This is a genomic window from Amycolatopsis sp. TRM77291, from assembly GCF_054166285.1.
This window is the reverse complement of sequence record NZ_JBSZHF010000001.1, coordinates 6,543,803-6,561,096: the sequence shown is the minus strand read 5'-3', so window position 1 is coordinate 6,561,096 and position 17,294 is coordinate 6,543,803. Positions and strand designations below refer to the sequence as shown.

19 protein-coding genes and 1 tRNA gene are annotated in these 17,294 nt (G+C 68.1%); 5 read left to right on the top strand and 15 right to left on the bottom strand.

Annotated elements, in window-relative coordinates; translation table 11 throughout:
• Nucleotides 1–2: 2 nt before the first annotated feature.
• Complete coding sequence (locus tag ACXIZN_RS30405) at nucleotides 3–971, bottom strand: YncE family protein (RefSeq protein ID WP_457958451.1); 969 nt, start codon at nucleotides 969–971, stop codon at nucleotides 3–5.
• A gap of 133 nt (nucleotides 972–1,104) precedes the next feature.
• Here ACXIZN_RS30405 and htpX point away from each other — a divergent pair, with 133 nt between their 5' ends.
• From htpX to ACXIZN_RS30390, 3 genes are all read left to right on the top strand, one after another.
• Nucleotides 1,105–1,971, top strand: a complete 867-nt coding sequence (gene htpX, locus ACXIZN_RS30400) for a zinc metalloprotease HtpX (RefSeq protein WP_457958450.1) — start codon at nucleotides 1,105–1,107, stop codon at nucleotides 1,969–1,971.
• 98 nt (nucleotides 1,972–2,069) lie between these two features.
• Nucleotides 2,070–3,140: an LLM class flavin-dependent oxidoreductase gene (locus tag ACXIZN_RS30395; RefSeq protein WP_457958448.1), complete on the top strand. Its 1,071-nt coding sequence runs from the start codon at nucleotides 2,070–2,072 to the stop codon at nucleotides 3,138–3,140.
• A 3-nt stretch (nucleotides 3,141–3,143) separates the two neighbouring features.
• Nucleotides 3,144–4,460 carry an NtaA/DmoA family FMN-dependent monooxygenase gene (locus ACXIZN_RS30390; RefSeq protein WP_457958447.1) on the top strand — a complete coding sequence of 439 codons (1,317 nt, stop codon included), beginning with the start codon at nucleotides 3,144–3,146 and terminating at the stop codon, nucleotides 4,458–4,460.
• Here the strand turns inward: ACXIZN_RS30390 and rfbA are convergent.
• On the bottom strand, nucleotides 4,450–5,331 hold the full coding sequence (rfbA, locus tag ACXIZN_RS30385) for a glucose-1-phosphate thymidylyltransferase RfbA (protein WP_340684806.1): 882 nt from the start codon (nucleotides 5,329–5,331) through the stop codon (nucleotides 4,450–4,452). The genes ACXIZN_RS30390 and rfbA overlap by 11 nt on opposite strands.
• A gap of 53 nt (nucleotides 5,332–5,384) precedes the next feature.
• A complete protein-coding gene (locus ACXIZN_RS30380; protein WP_457958445.1) occupies nucleotides 5,385–6,533 on the bottom strand; it encodes a sialidase family protein in 1,149 nt (382 codons plus the stop codon).
• 183 nt (nucleotides 6,534–6,716) lie between these two features.
• Here ACXIZN_RS30380 and ACXIZN_RS30375 point away from each other — a divergent pair, with 183 nt between their 5' ends.
• Nucleotides 6,717–7,373 carry a hypothetical protein gene (locus tag ACXIZN_RS30375; RefSeq protein ID WP_457958444.1) on the top strand — a complete coding sequence of 219 codons (657 nt, stop codon included), beginning with the start codon at nucleotides 6,717–6,719 and terminating at the stop codon, nucleotides 7,371–7,373.
• Between the two features lie 49 nt (nucleotides 7,374–7,422).
• Here ACXIZN_RS30375 and ACXIZN_RS30370 read toward each other — a convergent pair whose 3' ends face one another.
• Nucleotides 7,423–7,914, bottom strand: coding sequence for a YajQ family cyclic di-GMP-binding protein (locus tag ACXIZN_RS30370; RefSeq protein WP_016331028.1), 492 nt, complete (start codon nucleotides 7,912–7,914; stop codon nucleotides 7,423–7,425).
• 119 nt (nucleotides 7,915–8,033) lie between these two features.
• Here ACXIZN_RS30370 and ACXIZN_RS30365 point away from each other — a divergent pair.
• Nucleotides 8,034–8,115: transfer RNA gene (locus tag ACXIZN_RS30365), tRNA-Tyr, on the top strand.
• Between the two features lie 128 nt (nucleotides 8,116–8,243).
• Here ACXIZN_RS30365 and ACXIZN_RS30360 read toward each other — a convergent pair.
• From ACXIZN_RS30360 to ACXIZN_RS30310, 11 genes are all read right to left on the bottom strand, one after another.
• Entirely contained in the window at nucleotides 8,244–9,611 is a 1,368-nt protein-coding gene (locus tag ACXIZN_RS30360; RefSeq protein ID WP_457958442.1) for a tyrosine-type recombinase/integrase, read from the bottom strand.
• Nucleotides 9,611–9,799: a helix-turn-helix transcriptional regulator gene (locus ACXIZN_RS30355; protein ID WP_240595884.1), complete on the bottom strand. Its 189-nt coding sequence runs from the start codon at nucleotides 9,797–9,799 to the stop codon at nucleotides 9,611–9,613. The genes ACXIZN_RS30360 and ACXIZN_RS30355 overlap by 1 nt, the downstream gene beginning before the upstream one ends.
• Nucleotides 9,800–10,038: 239 nt before the next feature.
• Nucleotides 10,039–11,193: a DUF3631 domain-containing protein gene (locus ACXIZN_RS30350; RefSeq protein WP_457958440.1), complete on the bottom strand. Its 1,155-nt coding sequence runs from the start codon at nucleotides 11,191–11,193 to the stop codon at nucleotides 10,039–10,041.
• Nucleotides 11,193–11,711 carry a hypothetical protein gene (locus ACXIZN_RS30345; protein WP_457958439.1) on the bottom strand — a complete coding sequence of 173 codons (519 nt, stop codon included), beginning with the start codon at nucleotides 11,709–11,711 and terminating at the stop codon, nucleotides 11,193–11,195. The genes ACXIZN_RS30350 and ACXIZN_RS30345 overlap by 1 nt, the downstream gene beginning before the upstream one ends.
• 49 nt (nucleotides 11,712–11,760) lie before the next feature.
• The gene (locus ACXIZN_RS30340) at nucleotides 11,761–12,393 is read right to left on the bottom strand and encodes an HNH endonuclease family protein (RefSeq protein WP_457958437.1); all 633 of its coding nucleotides are present in this window, start codon (nucleotides 12,391–12,393) and stop codon (nucleotides 11,761–11,763) included.
• 337 nt (nucleotides 12,394–12,730) lie between these two features.
• Complete coding sequence (locus ACXIZN_RS30335; protein ID WP_457958435.1) at nucleotides 12,731–14,890, bottom strand: cell division protein FtsK; 2,160 nt, start codon at nucleotides 14,888–14,890, stop codon at nucleotides 12,731–12,733.
• A complete protein-coding gene (locus ACXIZN_RS30330) occupies nucleotides 14,890–15,828 on the bottom strand; it encodes a hypothetical protein (protein WP_457958433.1) in 939 nt (312 codons plus the stop codon). Before ACXIZN_RS30330 ends, ACXIZN_RS30335 begins: the two co-directional genes overlap by 1 nt.
• Nucleotides 15,828–16,028 (bottom strand): hypothetical protein, encoded by a 201-nt coding sequence (locus ACXIZN_RS30325; protein WP_457958431.1) that lies wholly within the window; start codon nucleotides 16,026–16,028, stop codon nucleotides 15,828–15,830. The genes ACXIZN_RS30330 and ACXIZN_RS30325 overlap by 1 nt, the downstream gene beginning before the upstream one ends.
• On the bottom strand, nucleotides 16,028–16,345 hold the full coding sequence (locus ACXIZN_RS30320) for a hypothetical protein (RefSeq protein WP_240595877.1): 318 nt from the start codon (nucleotides 16,343–16,345) through the stop codon (nucleotides 16,028–16,030). The genes ACXIZN_RS30325 and ACXIZN_RS30320 overlap by 1 nt, the downstream gene beginning before the upstream one ends.
• Complete coding sequence (locus ACXIZN_RS30315) at nucleotides 16,346–16,915, bottom strand: RRQRL motif-containing zinc-binding protein (protein WP_457958430.1); 570 nt, start codon at nucleotides 16,913–16,915, stop codon at nucleotides 16,346–16,348.
• Nucleotides 16,912–17,286, bottom strand: a complete 375-nt coding sequence (locus ACXIZN_RS30310; RefSeq protein ID WP_457958428.1) for a hypothetical protein — start codon at nucleotides 17,284–17,286, stop codon at nucleotides 16,912–16,914. The genes ACXIZN_RS30315 and ACXIZN_RS30310 overlap by 4 nt, the downstream gene beginning before the upstream one ends.
• Nucleotides 17,287–17,294 lie beyond the last annotated feature (8 nt).

Sequence of the window (17,294 nt, the reverse complement as noted above, 5' to 3'; positions counted from 1 at the left end):
CGTCAGAAGTCCCGGATCAGGGAAACCCTGCCGCGCAAGGGATCCGCGACGTACACCGTCCTGGTGCGCTGGTCGATCGCGACGGCGCCGGGGTTCACGCCGAGTGACAGGTCGCCGGTGAGCAGGCTGGTCCTGCCGTCGATCCTGGCGAGACCGTTCGGTCCGCCGTTGGCGTAGACGGTGTTCGATCCCTCGTGGACCGCGAGCGCCGAAGATTCCGAGCGCAGCAGCACGGTCGCCTTCTCCTTGCGCGCGGCCGTGTCCACGATGGACAGATGGTGGATCGCCGAATTCGCGACGAACACCGTCCCGGACGCGCTGTGCACGGCGACTCCGGTCGGTGACTTGCCGACCGGGATCCCGCCGGTGAACCTGCCCGCGCCGATGTCGAAGATCTCCAGCGAGTCGGTGGCCGTGCTGGTGCAGTACGCGAGCTTGCGCCCGCTGTCGACCGCCGTCGACGACAACCCCCGAGTGGGGCCGGGGACGAGGTCCAGCAGGCGGCAGCCGACGCCGTCGATGACGGCCAGCGTCCCGGTGAGTGCGCTGGCCGCGTAGATGCGGTTCGCCTGGGCGTCGACGTCGACACTGGACGCGCCGGGGCCGGCGGGCACCACGCTGACGACTTCGTTGGCCCGCCCGTCCAGGACGAGGACGGTCCCGCCGGGAGGGTTCGCGACGAAGACCCTGTTCGTCACGGTGTCGACGGCCAGCCCGGCGGGTTCGCCGCCGACCGGGATCACGTCGCCGACCGTGCCGGACCGCGAGTCGAGGACGACGATCGTGCCGGTGGACGGGTCCGAGACGTACGCGAAGCCGGTGACGGAATTCACCGCGACCGCCTCCGGGGTGCCTCCGACCTCGACGAGAAGCACTTTTTCGGCTCTGGCGGCCGGCGCGAAGGCGACCGCGGAGGCGCCGGCCGCGGCCAGCGTGAGCAGGGCTCGGCGGCTCAGTTCGGGTCCTCGCACAGGCGCCTCCCGATGATCGTTCCGAGATTCGACGATAACCCGCGAGCCGAGCACGCGAAGGAACTTCGCGTCCCCCGATCGCGTTGTTTCCGATGAGTAACCCCACCCCGGAGAATGGAAGGAGCAGGACGCCGTGCACAAACACCAGAACGGGCTCAAGACCGTCGTCCTGCTTGGCCTGCTGTCCGCGCTCATCGTCGGGATCAGCGGATTCTTCGGGCGGGGCGCGCTGGTCATCGGGCTGGTGGTGGCGCTCGGGGTCAATGCGTACGCCTATTTCAACTCCGGCAAGCTGGCGCTGCGGGCCATGCACGCCCGCCCGATTTCGGAGGCCGAGCACCCGGCGATGTACCGGATCGTGCGGGAGCTGGCCACCACCGCGCGGCAGCCGATGCCGCGGCTCTACGTCAGCCCCACGCAGGCGCCGAACGCCTTCGCCACCGGCCGTAGCCCCCGGCACGCGGCGGTGTGCTGCACCACCGGCATCCTCGACCTGCTCGACGAGCGCGAACTGCGGGCGGTGCTCGGGCACGAGCTGTCCCACGTCTACAACCGCGACATCCTGATCTCGTGTGTCGCGGGCGCGCTGGCGAGCGTGATCAGTGTGATCGCCAACATCGCGATGTTCACCAGCGTCTTCGGCGGCGGCAACCGCGAGGACGGTGACAGCCCGCTGGTCGGGCTGCTCCTGGTCGTGATCGGGCCGATCGCGGCCGCGGTGGTGAAGCTCGGGGTGAGCCGCTCGCGGGAGTTCCAGGCCGACGCGTCGGGCGCGGAGCTCACCGGAGACCCGCTCGGCCTGGCGTCGGCGCTGCGGAAGCTCGACGAGGGGACGCGCGCGGCGCCGCTCGTGCCGGAGCCGAAGCTGGTCTCGCAGTCACACCTGATGATCGCGAACCCGTTCCGGCCGGGCGGCGGCCTCACGAAGCTCTTCGCGACCCACCCGCCCATGGCCGAACGCATCCAGCGCCTGGAAGAAATGGCCCGTCACCCCCACTGACCAGCCGGATCGCGTTTAGCCCGCTAAACGCAGGTCGGCCCGGCCGTCTCACCCCATGGGAGCGGGAATCGGGGGAGGAGTGCGCGGGTTCCCCGGGCATGGGTTCCGCACAGCAGCTGCACCTCGGGGTCGCGCTCGACGGGGCCGGCCGGCATCCGGCCGCCTGGCGGGTCTCCGACGTCCGCCCGGCCGCCTTGTTCACAGCCGCCCACTACCTAGCCCACGCGAAGCTCGCCGAAGCGGCTTCGCTCGACTTCGTCACCCTCGACGACACCCTCGCGCTCCAGCCCGGCGGCGAGGACGTCGTCCGAGGCCGGCTCGACGCCCTGCTGACCTTCGCCGCGATAGCCCCGCTGATCAGCCGAATCGGCCTGATTCCGACGGTCACCACCACGCACACCGAGCCGTTCCACATCTCGACGGCCGTCGCTTCGCTCGACTTCGCGAGCCGCGGCCGCGCAGGCGTCCTCGCGGTGCCTTCGCGCACCGAAGCCGAGGTCGCTCACTTCGGCAGGCGCACCCTCCCGACCGAGGCCGACGCCGAAGCGGAGAACGCCGAGGTCGTCGACGTCATCGCGCGCCTCTGGGACAGCTGGGAGGACGACGCGATCATCCGCGACGAGCCGACCGGCCGCTTCATCGACCGCGAGAAGCTCCATTACGTCGACTTCGAGGGCCGCTTCTTCAGCATCAAGGGACCTTCGATCACGCCGCGCCCACCGCAGGGCCACCCCGTCGTCGCGGTGTACGGCGACTCGCCGTACGCGCACGGCGCTGACGTCGTCCTGATCGACGAGCCCCGCGGCGCCCGCGAGCGTTTCCCGGACGCCAAACTCCTGGCCGGGCTGACGATCGTGCTCGCCGAGACCGAGCAGGCGGCTCTCGACCGCCGCCGGACCCTGGAGACCTACGCGTCCTTCCCGCCCGGCCTGAGCTTCACCGGCACTCCCGCCGACCTCGCGAGCGAGCTGCCCCGCCTCGCGGCAGCCAACGGTCTCGACGGCTTCCACATCCTGCCCGCGGTCCTGCCCGACGACCTGGCGCTCTTCACCGCCGAGACCGTCCCCGCGCTCCAGGCCGCGGGCGCGTTCCGGCAGACCTACACCGGCACCACCCTGCGCGACCATCTCGGCCTCGGGGTCGCCGCCAACCAGTACGCGGAGGCGTGACAGATGCCCAAGCAGGTCAAACTCGCCGCACACTTCCCGGGCGTCAACAACACGACCGTGTGGAGCGATCCGCGTTCGGGTAGCCAAATCGACTTTTCGTCCTTCGAACATCTCGCGCGCACAGCCGAGCGGGGCAAGTTCGACTTCCTCTTCCTCGCCGAAGGCCTGCGCCTGCGCGAACACGCGGGCAAGATCCTCGACTCCGACGTCGTCGGGCGGCCGAACACCACCACCGTGCTGGCCGCGTTGTCGGCGATCACCACCCGGCTCGGGCTCGCGGGCACGCTGTCGTCGACCTTCAACGAGCCGTACGAGGTCGCGCGGCAGGTCGCGAGCATCGACCACCTTTCCGGCGGCCGCGCCGCATGGAACGTCGTCACCTCACCGGACGCGTGGACGGGACAGAACTTCCGCCGCGGTGGCTTCTTGAAACGCGAAGACCGCTACCGCCGCGCGGAGGAATTCCTCGCCACCGTGCGCGAGCTCTGGGACAGCTGGGCACCGGACGCGCTGGTGGGGGACAAGGAGAACGGCGTCTTCGCCCGCGACATCGAGCGCTTCGTCCACAGTGGACCGCAGTTCGACATCCGCGGTGAGTTCACCGTCCCGAGGACCCCGCAGGGGCAGCCGATCGTCATCCAGGCGGGTGATTCCGACGAAGGCAGGGAGTTCGCCGCAAAGACCGCCGATGTCATCTTCAGCCGCCACGGTTCACTGGAAAGTGGCAAGCAGTTCTTCGCCGACGTCAAGCGGCGGCTACCCGCCTACGGCCGCGAGCCCGGCGAACTCCTGATCATGCCCGCGGCGACATTCGTGCTCGGCGACACCGAGGAGGAGGCGCACGAGTACGCCCGCGAGATCCGTTACCAGCAGGTGCGCCCGGCGACCGCGATCCAGTTCCTCGAACAGGTCTGGAGCCGCGACCTCTCCGCCTACGACGCCGACGGCCCGCTCCCCGAGATCGACCCGGACCCCGACGCCGAGCCACTGACCTGGGGCCGCGTCCGGCACGAGAAGGATCCCCTCGCCGTGGCCGCGAAATGGCGGGCGATCGCGGAGGAGAAGAAGCTCTCCATCCGCGAACTCGTCATCGAGGTGACCGCGCGCCAGCAGTTCGTCGGTACCGCCCGGCAGGTCGCGGAGTCGATCGACGAGTACGTCCAGAGCGACGCCGCCGACGGTTTCGTGCTCGTGCCGCATCTGACCCCGGGTGGGCTGGACGCGTTCGTCGACGACGTCGTGCCGCTGCTGCAGGAACGGGGTGTCTTCCGGACCGACTACACCGGCGACACCCTGCGCGAGCACCTGTTCAGCCGGTAGCACCCTGCGTGCGCGCGACGTTCATCAGATATTCGCCGTAGCCGGACTTCGCCAGCTTCGCCCCGAGCGCGTAGCACTGCTCCGCGTCGATGAAGCCCATACGCAGCGCGACTTCTTCGAGACAGGCGATCCGGACGCCGGTCCGGTGTTCGAGGACCTGCACGAACTGGCCCGCCTCCAGCAGCGAGTCGTGCGTGCCGGTGTCGAGCCAGGCGAACCCCCGGCCCAGGTCGATCAGGGTCGCGCGGTCTTGGCGCAGGTAGGTGAGGTTGACGTCCGTGATCTCCAGCTCCCCGCGTGGCGAGGGCTTGAGGTCACGGGCGATCTCGACGACCTGGTTGTCGTAGAAGTACAGGCCGGTGATGGCCTTGTTCGACTTCGGCTTCTCGGGTTTCTCCTCGATGGAGAGGAGCTTGCCGTCGGCGTCGATCTCGCCGACGCCGTACCGCTGCGGGTCCTTGACCGGGTAGCCGAACAGCACGCAGCCGTCGAGCGCGGTCGCCGCGGCCTGCAACCTGCTGGAGAACCCCTGGCCGTAGAAGATGTTGTCGCCGAGCACGAGCGCGACGTCGTCGTCGCCGATGAAGTCCGCGCCGATGACGAACGCCTCGGCCAGCCCGTTCGGGGCGGCCTGCTCGGCGTAGCTGAAACTGAGCCCGAACTGGCTGCCGTCACCGAGCAATCGCCGGAAATGCGGCAGGTCGACAGGGGTCGAGATGATCAGGATCTCGCGGATCCCGGCGAACATCAGCACCGAGATCGGGTAGTAGATCATCGGTTTGTCGTAGACCGGTAGCAGCTGTTTCGATATCGCCTGGGTGATGGGATGCAGACGCGTCCCACTGCCCCCCGCCAGCACGATGCCCTTCATGCGATGCCCCCGCTTCGTAGCCGATCGCTCGGGATCTCACACTACCGGGTGGCTCAGAACGCCGGGCCCTTCGCGAAGTACGCCTTGCAGCCGGCGTTGTACTCGGTGGAGATCTGCAACACGTTCTTGCCGTCGTCGACCGGCAGCAGCGTCGAGCTGTAGTTGGGGCAGAAGTTGTCGTGGATCCCGGTGATGTGCACCGGTGCCGGAAGTTCGTACCAGTGCCCGGCGCCGAAGTTGTCGTTGGCCAGCAGCACCTTGCCGTTCTTGCTCTGCGGGACCCCGGCGGCGTTGGTGTAGATCTGCCCGACCATCACCAGCCGCACGCCGTTCGGGCCGCCGGGGAACAACGTGACCGTCTGGGCGTGCTGGAAGTAGTTGCCGTTCGCGGTGGTGACGCGGGTACCGGGGTCGAGGGGATCGCCCCAGTTGGCGCCGTCGGAGGAGATCTTGAAGTACGGGTCGCAGAAGCGGTCGCGGTAGTTGCAGATCTCGTAGGCCAGGTAGTACCGGCGGTCGGGGAGACGGCGGATGATCGGCATCCCCGGCCGCACCCGATGCGGCGGGATCGCCATCGTGCGCTGCTTGGTGCCCCAGTTCACCCCGTCGGTGGAAGCGACCCGGTTCATCACCTGCGCGAACTGCGGCGCCTCGGTCTCGTCGGCGTAGTGCAGCCACAGTGTGCCGCCCGCGTCGACGACGAACTCCGGCTCCCAGATGCCGTCGTGATTGTGCGAACGCGCCGCCTCGGAGAGGAAGCCCCACGTGCGACCGGCGTCGCGGCTGGACCAGATCCTGATGCCGATGCGCCGCTCCGGACCGGCGTTCTGCCGGTAGCTCGCGGCCCACAGCAGGGTGCCCGCGCGGAGCCTGCCGACCCGTTGCGGCAGTTCGTACAGCGTTCCGCAGCACATGCCGCGGCGGCCGTCGCGATCGCGGATCTCGCCGATCTTGTGGAAGCTCTGGCCCTCGTCGGTGCTCTCCATGATCGGGGTGAACTTGCCGTTCGCGTCCTCGCTGGTCAGCGACGCGATGATGCGGCCGCGGCCGATCGGGGAATGCTCCAGCCGGATGAGCCGCGGGTACGAGCCGTAGCCCGGAACGAGCTGCTGGCGCTCGGCGGCCTGCGCGGAGGTGAACAGGGACGCGATCACCGTGAGTGACAGCGCGAAGGCTAGTGCGGAGCTGAAACGGCGCTTCATCGTGACCTTCCTCGAACGCGATCGCCGGATTACAACACGGGCTTTTGTCCCTTTCGGGCTTCCGCGAAGGAGTTGCGGCGGAAACCCACTTCCGAGTGGGCTGAATCGCTCGGCCGAGTGGCCCGGTAACGCTGGGCTATCGGCTGGCGAAGATCCGTTGACGGTTCGACTAGGGGGAAACACGTGATCAGGCGCTTGTGCGCGGCTGCGCTGCTGACCGTGGGCCTGGTGGCCTGCTCATCGCCGAATCTGGGCCGTGTCGTCCCGCAGGCGGCCGCCCCGGAAGGGCTGGCACCTTCGCCGGCCCCCACGACCACGCGGAGCCCCGGTCCTCAGCCGGAGGAGAAGCACTCGGGCAAGGGGAACGCGTCGGTCCCCATGGCCTGGCCGGCGCGCCTCGGCTTCGTGACCTTCGACTGTCCGAAGTGCTCCGGTCACGTCGCGGTGAACACCGAGAACGAGCTGATCGTCAACGACATCGGCCCGTACAAGGGCACGCGGTGGATCAACGACATGCCCGGCCGCCAGGCGAAGACCTTCACCATCAAGGCCAACGCCGCCTGGACACTGACCATCACGGACGAGAGGGGCCTGCCCGTCCTGGAGCCGGGCAAGCCCCTCTCGGGCAAGAGCGAAGCGGTGTTCGCCGTGCCCGAGGCCGTCACGTCGGTCGCCGTCACCACCAAGAACAGCGGCCGCGTCGCGGTGTGGGTCCATAGCGGCGACTACTCGGAACTTCCCGTGAACCAGCTCGGCGACTACACGGGCAGCGTGCCCGTGTCCGGCCCGGCCTTCGTCTCGGTGGAAGGCGATGGGACCTGGACGGTCACCGCGTCCTAGACATGACGAAGGCCACCTTCCGCGGAAGGTGGCCTTGTCGTCACCGCGCTCAGCGGTAGTTCGTGAACTGCAGCGCGATCTCGAAGTCCTTGCCCTTCAGCAAGGCGATCACGTCCTGCAGCTGGTCCTTCTTCTTGCCGGACACCCGCAGCTGGTCGCCCTGGATCTGCGCCTGGACCCCCTTGGGGCCCTCGTCGCGGATGAACTTGGCGATCTGCTTCGCCTTGTCCGACGCGATCCCCTGGAGGATCTTGCCGCCGATCTTGTAGATCTTGCCGGACAGTGCCGGCTCGCCCGCCTCGAAGGCCTTCAGGGAGATGCCGCGCTTGATCAGCTTCTCCTTGAACACCTCGACCGCCGCCAGCGCCCGCTCCTCGGTCTCGGACTCGATCGCGATCGCCTCCTCACCGGACCAGTCGATCTTGGTCCCGGTACCCCGGAAGTCGAACCGTGTACCGAGTTCCTTGCTGGCCTGGTTCAGGGCGTTGTCCACCTCCTGGCGATCGACCTTGCTCACCACGTCGAAAGAGGGATCCGCCACGTGTTCTCACACCTCGTACTCGCTTGTCAGGAGCTTCCACCCTAGCCCTGTGGAACCCGGTTGACCGGCCCGCCACGGCATTGGGTATTCTTTCGTCTCGGCCGGGGACACCCGGCCACGGCGAGTTGCCCGAGCGGCCAAAGGGATCTGACTGTAAATCAGACGGCACTGCCTTCGGGGGTTCGAATCCCTCACTCGCCACACCAGCAGATCGGCCCCCTGACCTGGGAAACCAGGCCCGGGGGCCGATCTTGTTATGTGCAGTTGTGTGTAGCTCGGCGCGGCTGGTAGCGGGTGGCCGCGCCAAATACGCGCCAAAGTTTTCCGGGCTACTCGCCGCCAAGAGCCCTGGTCACGCGGTCTCGGGCGGCCTGCTCCCCGCCGTCGAGGCACTTCGCGTAGACCCTCAGCAGCACGGAGAGGCTGTGTCCGGCCCACTTGGCCACACGAGTGGGCTCCACACCGCCGTTGAGCCACGTGGACACCGCAGCGTGGCGGAGGTCATAGGGACGTTTCCCCAGTGGTCCAGCGGCCACCTCAGCCGTGAAGACCCGTTCGCGTGCCGTCGCCCACACCCGGCCGTAGACCGAGCTGCCAACCCGGCCGCCGTCGCGGGCTCCCCGGAACAGCCTGCCGTCCGGCGCGGTCCCGAACTGGCGTAGGTGCTCGTGGAGTAGCGCGGTGAGTTGAGGCGGGCACGGCACCGTCCGCTCCTCCTCTTCGGCCCGGTGCTTGAGCGGCCCCTCTTCGGATGCCTCGCCGGAGTCCGTCCATTCCTGCCCAATCTCTGGACGCGCCCTCCTGAGGAGAAGATCTCCCCATCCTTCCTTGGGCAGCGACAGGTCAGCCTTGTTCAGGTTCGCTACCTCCTCCGGCCGGAGAGCGGCGTAGTACATCAGCCCATAGAACGCCACCAGCGGCGGCCCCTGCTTGCCGATCGTGCCGACCGCTTCGAGCAACATTCGCCCCTGAATCGGATTCACGACGGATTTCGGGTCTACCTCGTGGACGACGAACTTTCGTTTCTTCATTTTCACGTCCTCAACCGGATTTGCCGTCAGAAGCTTCTGTTCGGGCGACATTGCGTACTCGATGGCGTTTCCGAGAGCAACGCGGCGGAGCCGCACGGTGTTGGTCGCTGCCTTCTTTCCGTCCAACTTGAGATCCAGGGCGCGTAGAACAGTGCGCAGCGTGTCCGCATTCGCCAACTCGCCGACATTGCGGCTCGCCTTCGCGGCGAACGAGAGAGCCTGTCGGACTTCGTCTGTTTGGGGAGCGTTCCGTGTGTTCACATTGAAGGCGGTCTTGAGGGCCTTTCGTAGGGTCTTGGGGTCGCACGGCGGTTTCCCCTTGAGCATGGGAACAGTGATGGTCATCAACGACTCCGCGAGAGATGCGCGGTACTTGGGCGACGACTCTGGCCACTTCATATCCGCGTACTCGCAAGCGAACGTGAACCAAGACTTGACCTCGGTTGCGCGAAGCATCGAGACCGGTAGCCCGCTCTCAGTGTCGAACGCTTCTCCCTCACGTGCGGCGGTGAGCAGCTTGGAACGGAAACTATCGGCGAGTGCGAACGTGTCGAAGCTTTCGCCAAACTTTTCACCGGCAACAACCCAGCGGGCTCGGTGCGTCGTCTTCCGCTTGCCCTCGTACTTGTAAAGCGTCCAGATTCGGACGTCATGGGTGGTCGCCATCAGGCAGCAGCCTCCTCGCACATGTCCAGAAAGCGTTCGTACTCGGAACGGCGGATACGGAGATCACCGTTCGGCAGTTTCAGGCAGCTAGGTCCGCGCCCGGTGGCGCGCCATTGCTGGAAGGTTCGGCGCGAGATCTTCATCTCGGCGCAAAACTCGGCGACTGTGAGCCAGTTCGTGGTGGCCATGGTGGCGGGTTCTCCTCGCGCGGTGGTGCGTGCTGGTGGCGTGCGCGACGTGCATGGCGGTCTCCTTGGCGGCTTGAGCGGGTGTTGTCGGTAACTTCGGTAACCTCGGTAACTTCGCTGGTCAGGCGGTTACCGATGGATTTTCGGCTCGGTAACCTCGGTAACCCGGTTACCGCAGTTACCGCAGCGATTTCGGCTCGGTAACCGTCTGACCTGCACGGTTACCGGGGTTACCGCAGTTACCGGGAATCCCCGGTTTCGGGTGGCGGGAGGTAGCGGGTCCAGGCGTCGGCGAGGCCGGTTTCGCCGGTAGTGCGGTAGCCCTTGGCGGTGGTGCCGTTGTGTTTGAAGGCGTGGACTTCGACGCCGTACCGGCCGAGTTCCTTGGACAGGTGGCGGGCGTCGAACGGCTTGCCGTAGTAGTCGGCCCACGGTGCCTCTTCCATGGCGTGGAGGGCTTCGAGGATGGTCGTGGTGGGTAGGCGTTCGGCCTGGTGCGCGGTGAACACGGTCCGCAGGTCTGCGAGCAGGCGGGTTCCGACGCTGCCCGCGCGGTGGTTGTTGGCGGTGACGAAGTGCTGGCAGGCTTCGCGGGCCTTCTGGGGCCATTCGCCTCCGGCGGCGTCGGCGAGGGCCAGGAGCGGTTCCCAGATTTCGGCGGAGCGGTCGGTGACGCCCTCGGGCATTTCGGGTTCGGCCTCACCGACCTGTTCGGCGATGCTGTGGACCCAGTCGGCGAGGCGGTCCCGCAGGGGCTCGGCCTCGGTCTCGACACGGCGGGTTTTGAAGGGTTCGACGGTTTCGCCGGGGGCACGACGTCGCATGTGGACGGTGATGGCACGGGTGGTGATGGTGTCGGGCATGTGCCCGGCGATCCCAGCGAGCGCGGCGGGGGCATAGACCTTGAACCGCTGCACGGCCATCGCCTTCGCGTCGCCGACACAGCGCGGGATCGTGGCCGACCGCTTGTATCCGGCGTTGAGCAGTGCGCGCAGGTCCTCGGTGTTGCCGGTGTTCTTCGGGTTGAAGATGGCGTCCACCTCATCGAACAGGATCGTGATCGGTGCGGCGGACACGAGCCGGAACAGCGCGGCCGGGGAGGCGGACAGCGTCATCTCCGGTGAGGCCACGAGGTACTGCGCGACCTCCAGGACGCGGGTCTTCCCGCTACCGGGCTCGGCGGAGGACAGGATCAGGCGCGGGGTGATGTAGAAGTGTTCGGCGGCGTGGGTGTGGGCGTACCAGAGCGCGAGCATGGGCGCGCAGTGCTCGGAGGGGAAGACGTTGAAGCGGGACACGAACTCTCCGATCTGGTCCAGGACTTCGGCGCCATCGGCGGACGTGGCGGTCGGCTCACGGGGAGGCGACACCACCCGCAGCGCGGGCACGGTCATCAGGCGGCCTTTCCTCGGTGGGCGTCGAGACTCGGAATGCCGGCATTCCTGCCGAGGGCGTCCCGGTAGCGGGTCCACAGCTCCTCGGCGGTGGTCTCGTCGGCGAGGTCCCGCACGATCTCGGCGGGGCTTGATTCCGCGGCTTGGATGAGGCGCTGCGCGTGAGCGGTGAGAGCACGTCGCCAGGCGTTTTCCAGGACCACGGTTTTGAGCCATCCGGCGAGGGCGGGTGTGACGTCGCTGTAGGTCTCGCGCAGCCACCCGCCGAGCCGATGTTGTCGGTGCTCGCCGGTGGCGCGGCCAGTGCGGACGGCATGGACGAACAGCGCGACTGGTGCCGGTGGTTGGCCGTCGGCGATGAGTTCGATGGCCAGTTGAAGCACAAACGCCGCCATGGGGTCGGCCAGGTCATCGGCGCGCATCCCGGTGAGCAGGCGCCGGGCCTGGTCGGCGGACAGCCACATGAGGCAGCCGAGGAACTGGCGTTCGGGATTGGTGAGCGGGTGTGCCGTGTCCATCGAAGTACCTTCCACAGAGGACAGTCAGGGGCGGTAGGTCAGCGGTCGGTCAGCAGCGCTTGAGGACGGCGGCGATGGCGTCGTGTTCGGCCTGGTCGATGCTCATGCGGTAGGTGGTCTTCACCCGCACCCAGTGCGCGACGTAGCCGCACTGGTCCTTGGCGGGCAGCCACTTCGCGGGGTCCTGGTCGCCCTTGCTGCGGTTGGACTTCGCCGACACGGCTACGAGGACGGCCGGGTCGTTGGCGTAGCGGGTGCGCTGGGCCTCGGTCCAGTCGCGGGTGTGCGAGCGGGCGGTCTCGGCGAGCGGCACCATGTGGTCGATATCGACGCGTTCGGGGTCGGTGACCTTCACGCCGTCGTAGCGGCTGGTCCACTCTCCACTCAGGACCTTGCAGCCTTTGCCGGTGGTGACGTTGTGGCCCTGTGTCTTGAGGGTGTCTTCGCGGCGGTTGCAGCCCTTGCCGACGCTGTCCCAGTGGGGCCAGTCGTCGCGGCTGTAGTGGGCGCCGGTGTCGGCGGGCTTCACGGCGAGCTTGGCGAGCTGCCGGGTGACGGTGGTGGCGTCGAGGGTGCCGGGGGTTCCGGTGGCGGCCGGGACCTCGCAGCCGGTGACGAACAGCGTGACGAGGGCGAGCGGGACGGCGGCGATGAGGGCGCGGCCGGTGGTGTGCGTGGTCAAAACAGAGTCCCATCGTTGGTTACGTTGTGTGCCTGTTTTGGCAGTGCTCGACCAGGGCTAGGGCCGGTGGCGATGGCGGCTAGCCGGGGTTTTCGCGGGTTTCCGCTGGTCGGCGCAGGGGTGGTCTAGGTCCCTAGAGTCCTGGTCAGAAAGTCGCGGAGTTCTAGAGTGGGGGTCTAGGTCTAGGGGCGCTCCGGTCTAGAGCGCGGAGCGCCCCTAGCTCCACTCGCCGGTTACTTTCGGTTATTGCGGGCCTTGGTGAGGGCGTCGCGGGTGTAGCCGTTGCGGTTGCTGCCCTTCCCGGTTTCGGGGTCGGTGGCCCACACCTGTCCGGGCTTCACCCGTCCGGCTTCAGCGCGGTGGCCAGGGCGGCCGGGTTCCACTTCCCGTAGGTCGACGGGCGCAGCTCGGCGAGCCGGGACACGATCACATCGGACCAGAGCTTTTCCTCGCCCTTCTCGAACACGCCCAGGACGTCCGCGAGGGTGTCCAGGCGCGCGGTGTCGAGGTCGACCTCTTCCCCGGCGGCGTAGCCGGTGATGTTGCTGAGGGCTTCGCGCTGTTTGCGGGCACCGGCGGCGATGCGTTTGGCCGTCGGCCCGTCCTGGTAGACAGAGCGCGTGATCTGCGCGTCGCTGCCTTCTCCTCGGAGGTAGCCGATTCCCTTGTCGGACCAGGCAAAGGTGGTCGCGCGGATGCCGTTCTTGTACTGGCTGGTTCCGAGGACCATGTCGTTTTCGGTCTGTCCCATGACTTTCAGGCAGTACCGGATGGACAGGTTCGCCGAAATATCGGTCGGGATGGCCTTCGCGTCCGGCCGCTGCGTGGCCAGGAACAGCCCAATACCCAGCGCGGGACCACGCTTGACCAGGTCAGTAGCGATTTCCTTGAGTTCGTCGCCGTGCTCGGGGTGCTCGAACCACACCTGGCACTCGTCGACACCGATGATGATGGGCGCCAATCCCAGGTCCTTACGGGACGCCAGAGCAGGGGTGACCTTGTTGTCCGGGCACACGTTCTCGGGCAGGTTCCGGATCACCTTGGCGCGGCGGCGGAGTTCTTCGCGGAGTTCCCGCATCTCCACAACCATGCGCTCGATGTCTTCGGGGTCGTCGCCGACTCCGTAGCCGTGGCAGACCTGCGACAACGCGGACAGGTCACCGGTGCCTTTGAGGTCGTAGGCGTAGATCACCGAACGCGGGTCGAGTGCGGCGATGAGCAGGATTTCGCGCAGGGACACGGTTTTGCCCATGCGGGGGATAGCGCCGATGGCACCGGAGGCGAACATCATCGTGATGGGCACCCAGCGGCCGCGCTGGTCCGTGCCGAACGGCTGGGGCTTGAACAGGTCCACCGTCGCGCCCGGCTTGGCGAGCGGCCACGGGGCCTGCTTGGTGGTGGACATGTCCTTGTCGCCCACCCAGAGCACCAGGCGGCCTTCGTGGATGGTCGGGTCACCCTCGGGCCACACACACCCAAGCTGGCGCCGCAGCCCGGAGGAGAGCCGTTCGCGACGGTCGATGACGTCCCCGGCCGTGACGCCCGGCGGCAGGTCGATATCCGCGCGCCAGCCCGGCCCGTCCCGCACGATCGGCGACGGGAACCCGATGCCCCGGCCCTTCGCGATGGCCTGGTTGATCCCCGCGATACCCAGCGCGCCCAACGCGTCTTCGATCATCGCCGACGTGAGCTTCGGCGCCTTCGCGGAATCGACGGCGCGCCCGGCGACGGGCTTGTCCTTCGGCGCCCCGAACCAGCCCACCAACGTCATGGCGGTGATGAGGATGGTCCAGTTCCAGAACGGCGTGACGTAGGTGATCGCTAGGTACACGATCGCGATGAGCATCAGGACACCGACCATCACCGGCGCGGACCGGCGGCGAACGGTCTCGTTCCGGGCCTCGCGCAACCTCATGTACTCGTTCACGTCGGCCCGGTCCCGGGCGTCCATGCGCACCGGCTTGGACTCCGCGTCGAACACCCAGCGGTGTACACGAACGGTGCCCCGGCACAGCGCACCCGGCGCCTTGAGCAACGCGCTCGGGACGTACACGGGCACCCGCAACGCGTGGAACGCGGTCTGGTGCCCGGCGAGCTGCACGAGGAACTTCGCGCGGGCCTTGAACTCCTCGGCCGAGAGCAGCCAGGACGCGACCAGCGGTCGGGCCTTAGCGTCGGACACGGTCTCCCACCAGGACTTCTTCACGTCCTTGGGGTCCACCTTCGCGGCGGACGTGCCCGGCTCGGACTCGTCCACGATCTCTGCGTCGAGGACATTCGAGCGGACCACGGTGGCGGTGTCGCGCGGGGTCGGGATCTCCTCGGCGGTGCGGGCGGTGCCCGGCTTGAACTCCACCACGTTGCCGTTCACGACACGGCCGTCCGGGCGTTCGTCAGAGGTGGTGTCCGTGGTCGGGTTGGGCGTGTTCACCGTTGCGTCCCTCTCGGGTTCGGGGCCGTTCGCGGATGCGGGGGTGTGGTCGGCGGTGGTGGACATCAGGCGGCCTCCTCCGAGTCGGTGCGGGCGGTGGTGGTCGGGGCGGGCACCGGCAGGACGGTGGGCGCGGTGGCGGTTTCGGCGATCAGGTCGTCGGCGACGTTCTTGGAGGTTCCGCGCGAGACCTCGGGGCAGACCTCACGAACCCAGGCCGGGGTGATCTCGATGCCGGGCGCCCACGCGGCGCGGGCCTCGGCGAGGTAGTCACCGCGCAGCTTGCGGCCCTGCCTGGCGGGGGCCTTGGCCTTGCGGGTGGTGCGGCGCGGAGCCGGGGCCGGGGAGAGTGCCGGCGTGGGCAACGGCTCCTCCGCGTCCGGGGTCTCGGCGGGGGTGGCCTCGGCGGCCGGGGCCGTCTCCTGGTTGTTCGTCTCGCCGGTGAAGGCGTGTCCTGCGGCCTTCATGACGGCTTCGGTGAGCTTGTCCCGCAGGACGGGCGCGGTCTCGGCAGCGAGGAACACCAGCACCGGCGGCACGGAGTGCAGCGCGACCCCCGCGACGTCGAGGTGGACCCAGGACTTCCAGGTGTTCATGACGTAGGTGGCCAGGAACGCGAACCACTTCGTCCGGTGTGCCCACTTCCCGGTTTCGACCTGGTAGCGGGCGGTGATCTGCTCCGCCCGCAGTACGGCGACCAGCACGAGCGACACCATCGGGTCCAGCAGCCACGCGGACAGCCACCCGAGCGACCACGGGGCCGACCCAGACGCGGCGAAAGCCTGGACGTTGACCATCGTGAAGGCCAGACCGAGGAAGATCCCGACCCACAACAGGACGTCGATCTGAGTGCGGACCTTCTCCACCCGCAGCGCGATCACGTCGGGGTGGTTGGCCAACTTGCGGACCTGCGCGGCTGACTCGGCGTCCTGCCGGAGCTTGTCCGCCTCGGTGAGCGGCTGGTGCCGCGCGTCCTGCGCGGTGGCGATGTCGGTGGTGGTCATCAGCTTTCCCCCCACTTCGTCTCGTGCGTCTGGTCCCACTGCGCGATGCGGCCGTCCAGCTCGGACTCCAGGACTTCCTGCCGCTCGGCCGGGGTCAGCTCGCCCAGGACGGCCTGCCGGTCTTTGGGGCGCATGCCGGAGAGGAGCGTGTGGACTACGCGGTCGCCGATCTGTTCGCCCTCGGTCTTCTTGCGTGCCATCAGTGACGACCTCCCCGCGTGGTGGTGACGACTTCGGTGATGGCCATGAGCCGCACGATGGTGGCGGCGGCGAACAGGGCCGGGACGATGAGCGCGATCCAGGTGGCGGTGGTGTTGCCGATCTTCACGACCACGAGCCACTGGACGAACGCGATGACGGCTGTGGCCAGGATGAGCCGGATGGTGTTGCCGGTCATGCGGGTCACCTCCCGCACGCCCTTCTGTGCCTTGGTGGCGGACTTGCGTCCGGCACGCCACACGCTGAACACACCCACCAGCGCCAGGCCGCCCAGAATCATGAGGGTTTGCGTGGTCATTCAGGCCACCACCTTCGGAGTCTCGGCACGGCCGGGCCGTGCGGAATGAATCGGGATCACCGGCGCGAGCCCGGCGGGGGAGAAGCCGCGGTGAGCCTCGGCGAGTTCGTGCGGCGCGAGGACCGGGGTTCCGGCCACGTAGTCGTGGAGGTAGGAATCGGGTTCGAGCCCGGCCCGGTACCGGCACGCCTCACAGGTGCGGTCGGCCTTGGGCAGCTCGGCCCATCCGGTCTCCCCGCACTGGCGGCAGGTGCGGCGGGCGGCCATCGCCTTGTCCAGCGCTGCCTGCCGGGCCGGGGTCATCGGCCGCACCGGCTTCGCACCGTCGATCAGGAACAGGTCCGCGTGGACCTTCTTCCCTGCACGGGCGCACCGGAAGTACAGAACGGCCACCGGGTCCTGACCACCCGGACGCAACCCCATCGCCCGCAACTGGCGGCGGGTCGCGAGCTTGTCGGTCGGGGCGATGCCCCAGGACAGCAGCGGCAGCCCGTCACACGTGCCACGGGTGAACTCCTGCACGTCCGACCACGGAACCTCCCGCAGCGTCCACGGGTACTGGCGGCTCATTCGCCCTCACCCGCTTCGATCGCGGGAGCGCGGTGGGCGAACCAGCCGACCGAGGCGGCCACACGGGCGTAGAGCCGCAGGGCTTCGCGGTAGGCGGGATCGGTGGTGATGTCCTCGGCTTCGAAGCTGTCGAGCCGGGTTTCGGTGCTCTGGCGGACTAGGTCCAGCCACTCACCCATGACGTCCTGCGCGGCCTGCATTTGCCGCACAGCGCGTTCACGCGTCTGCCGGAGGTAGACGGCGAACTGCTCCTCTACCATCGGATTTCCCTTCGAGTCACGTGCTGGCTTGGTGGGGACACCCGGCGCGGTCGGCGCGTTCTTGGCGGAGTGGGCCGCCGCGTCGGGGCTGGTGATCAGTAGGCGTGTCATCGACGGCG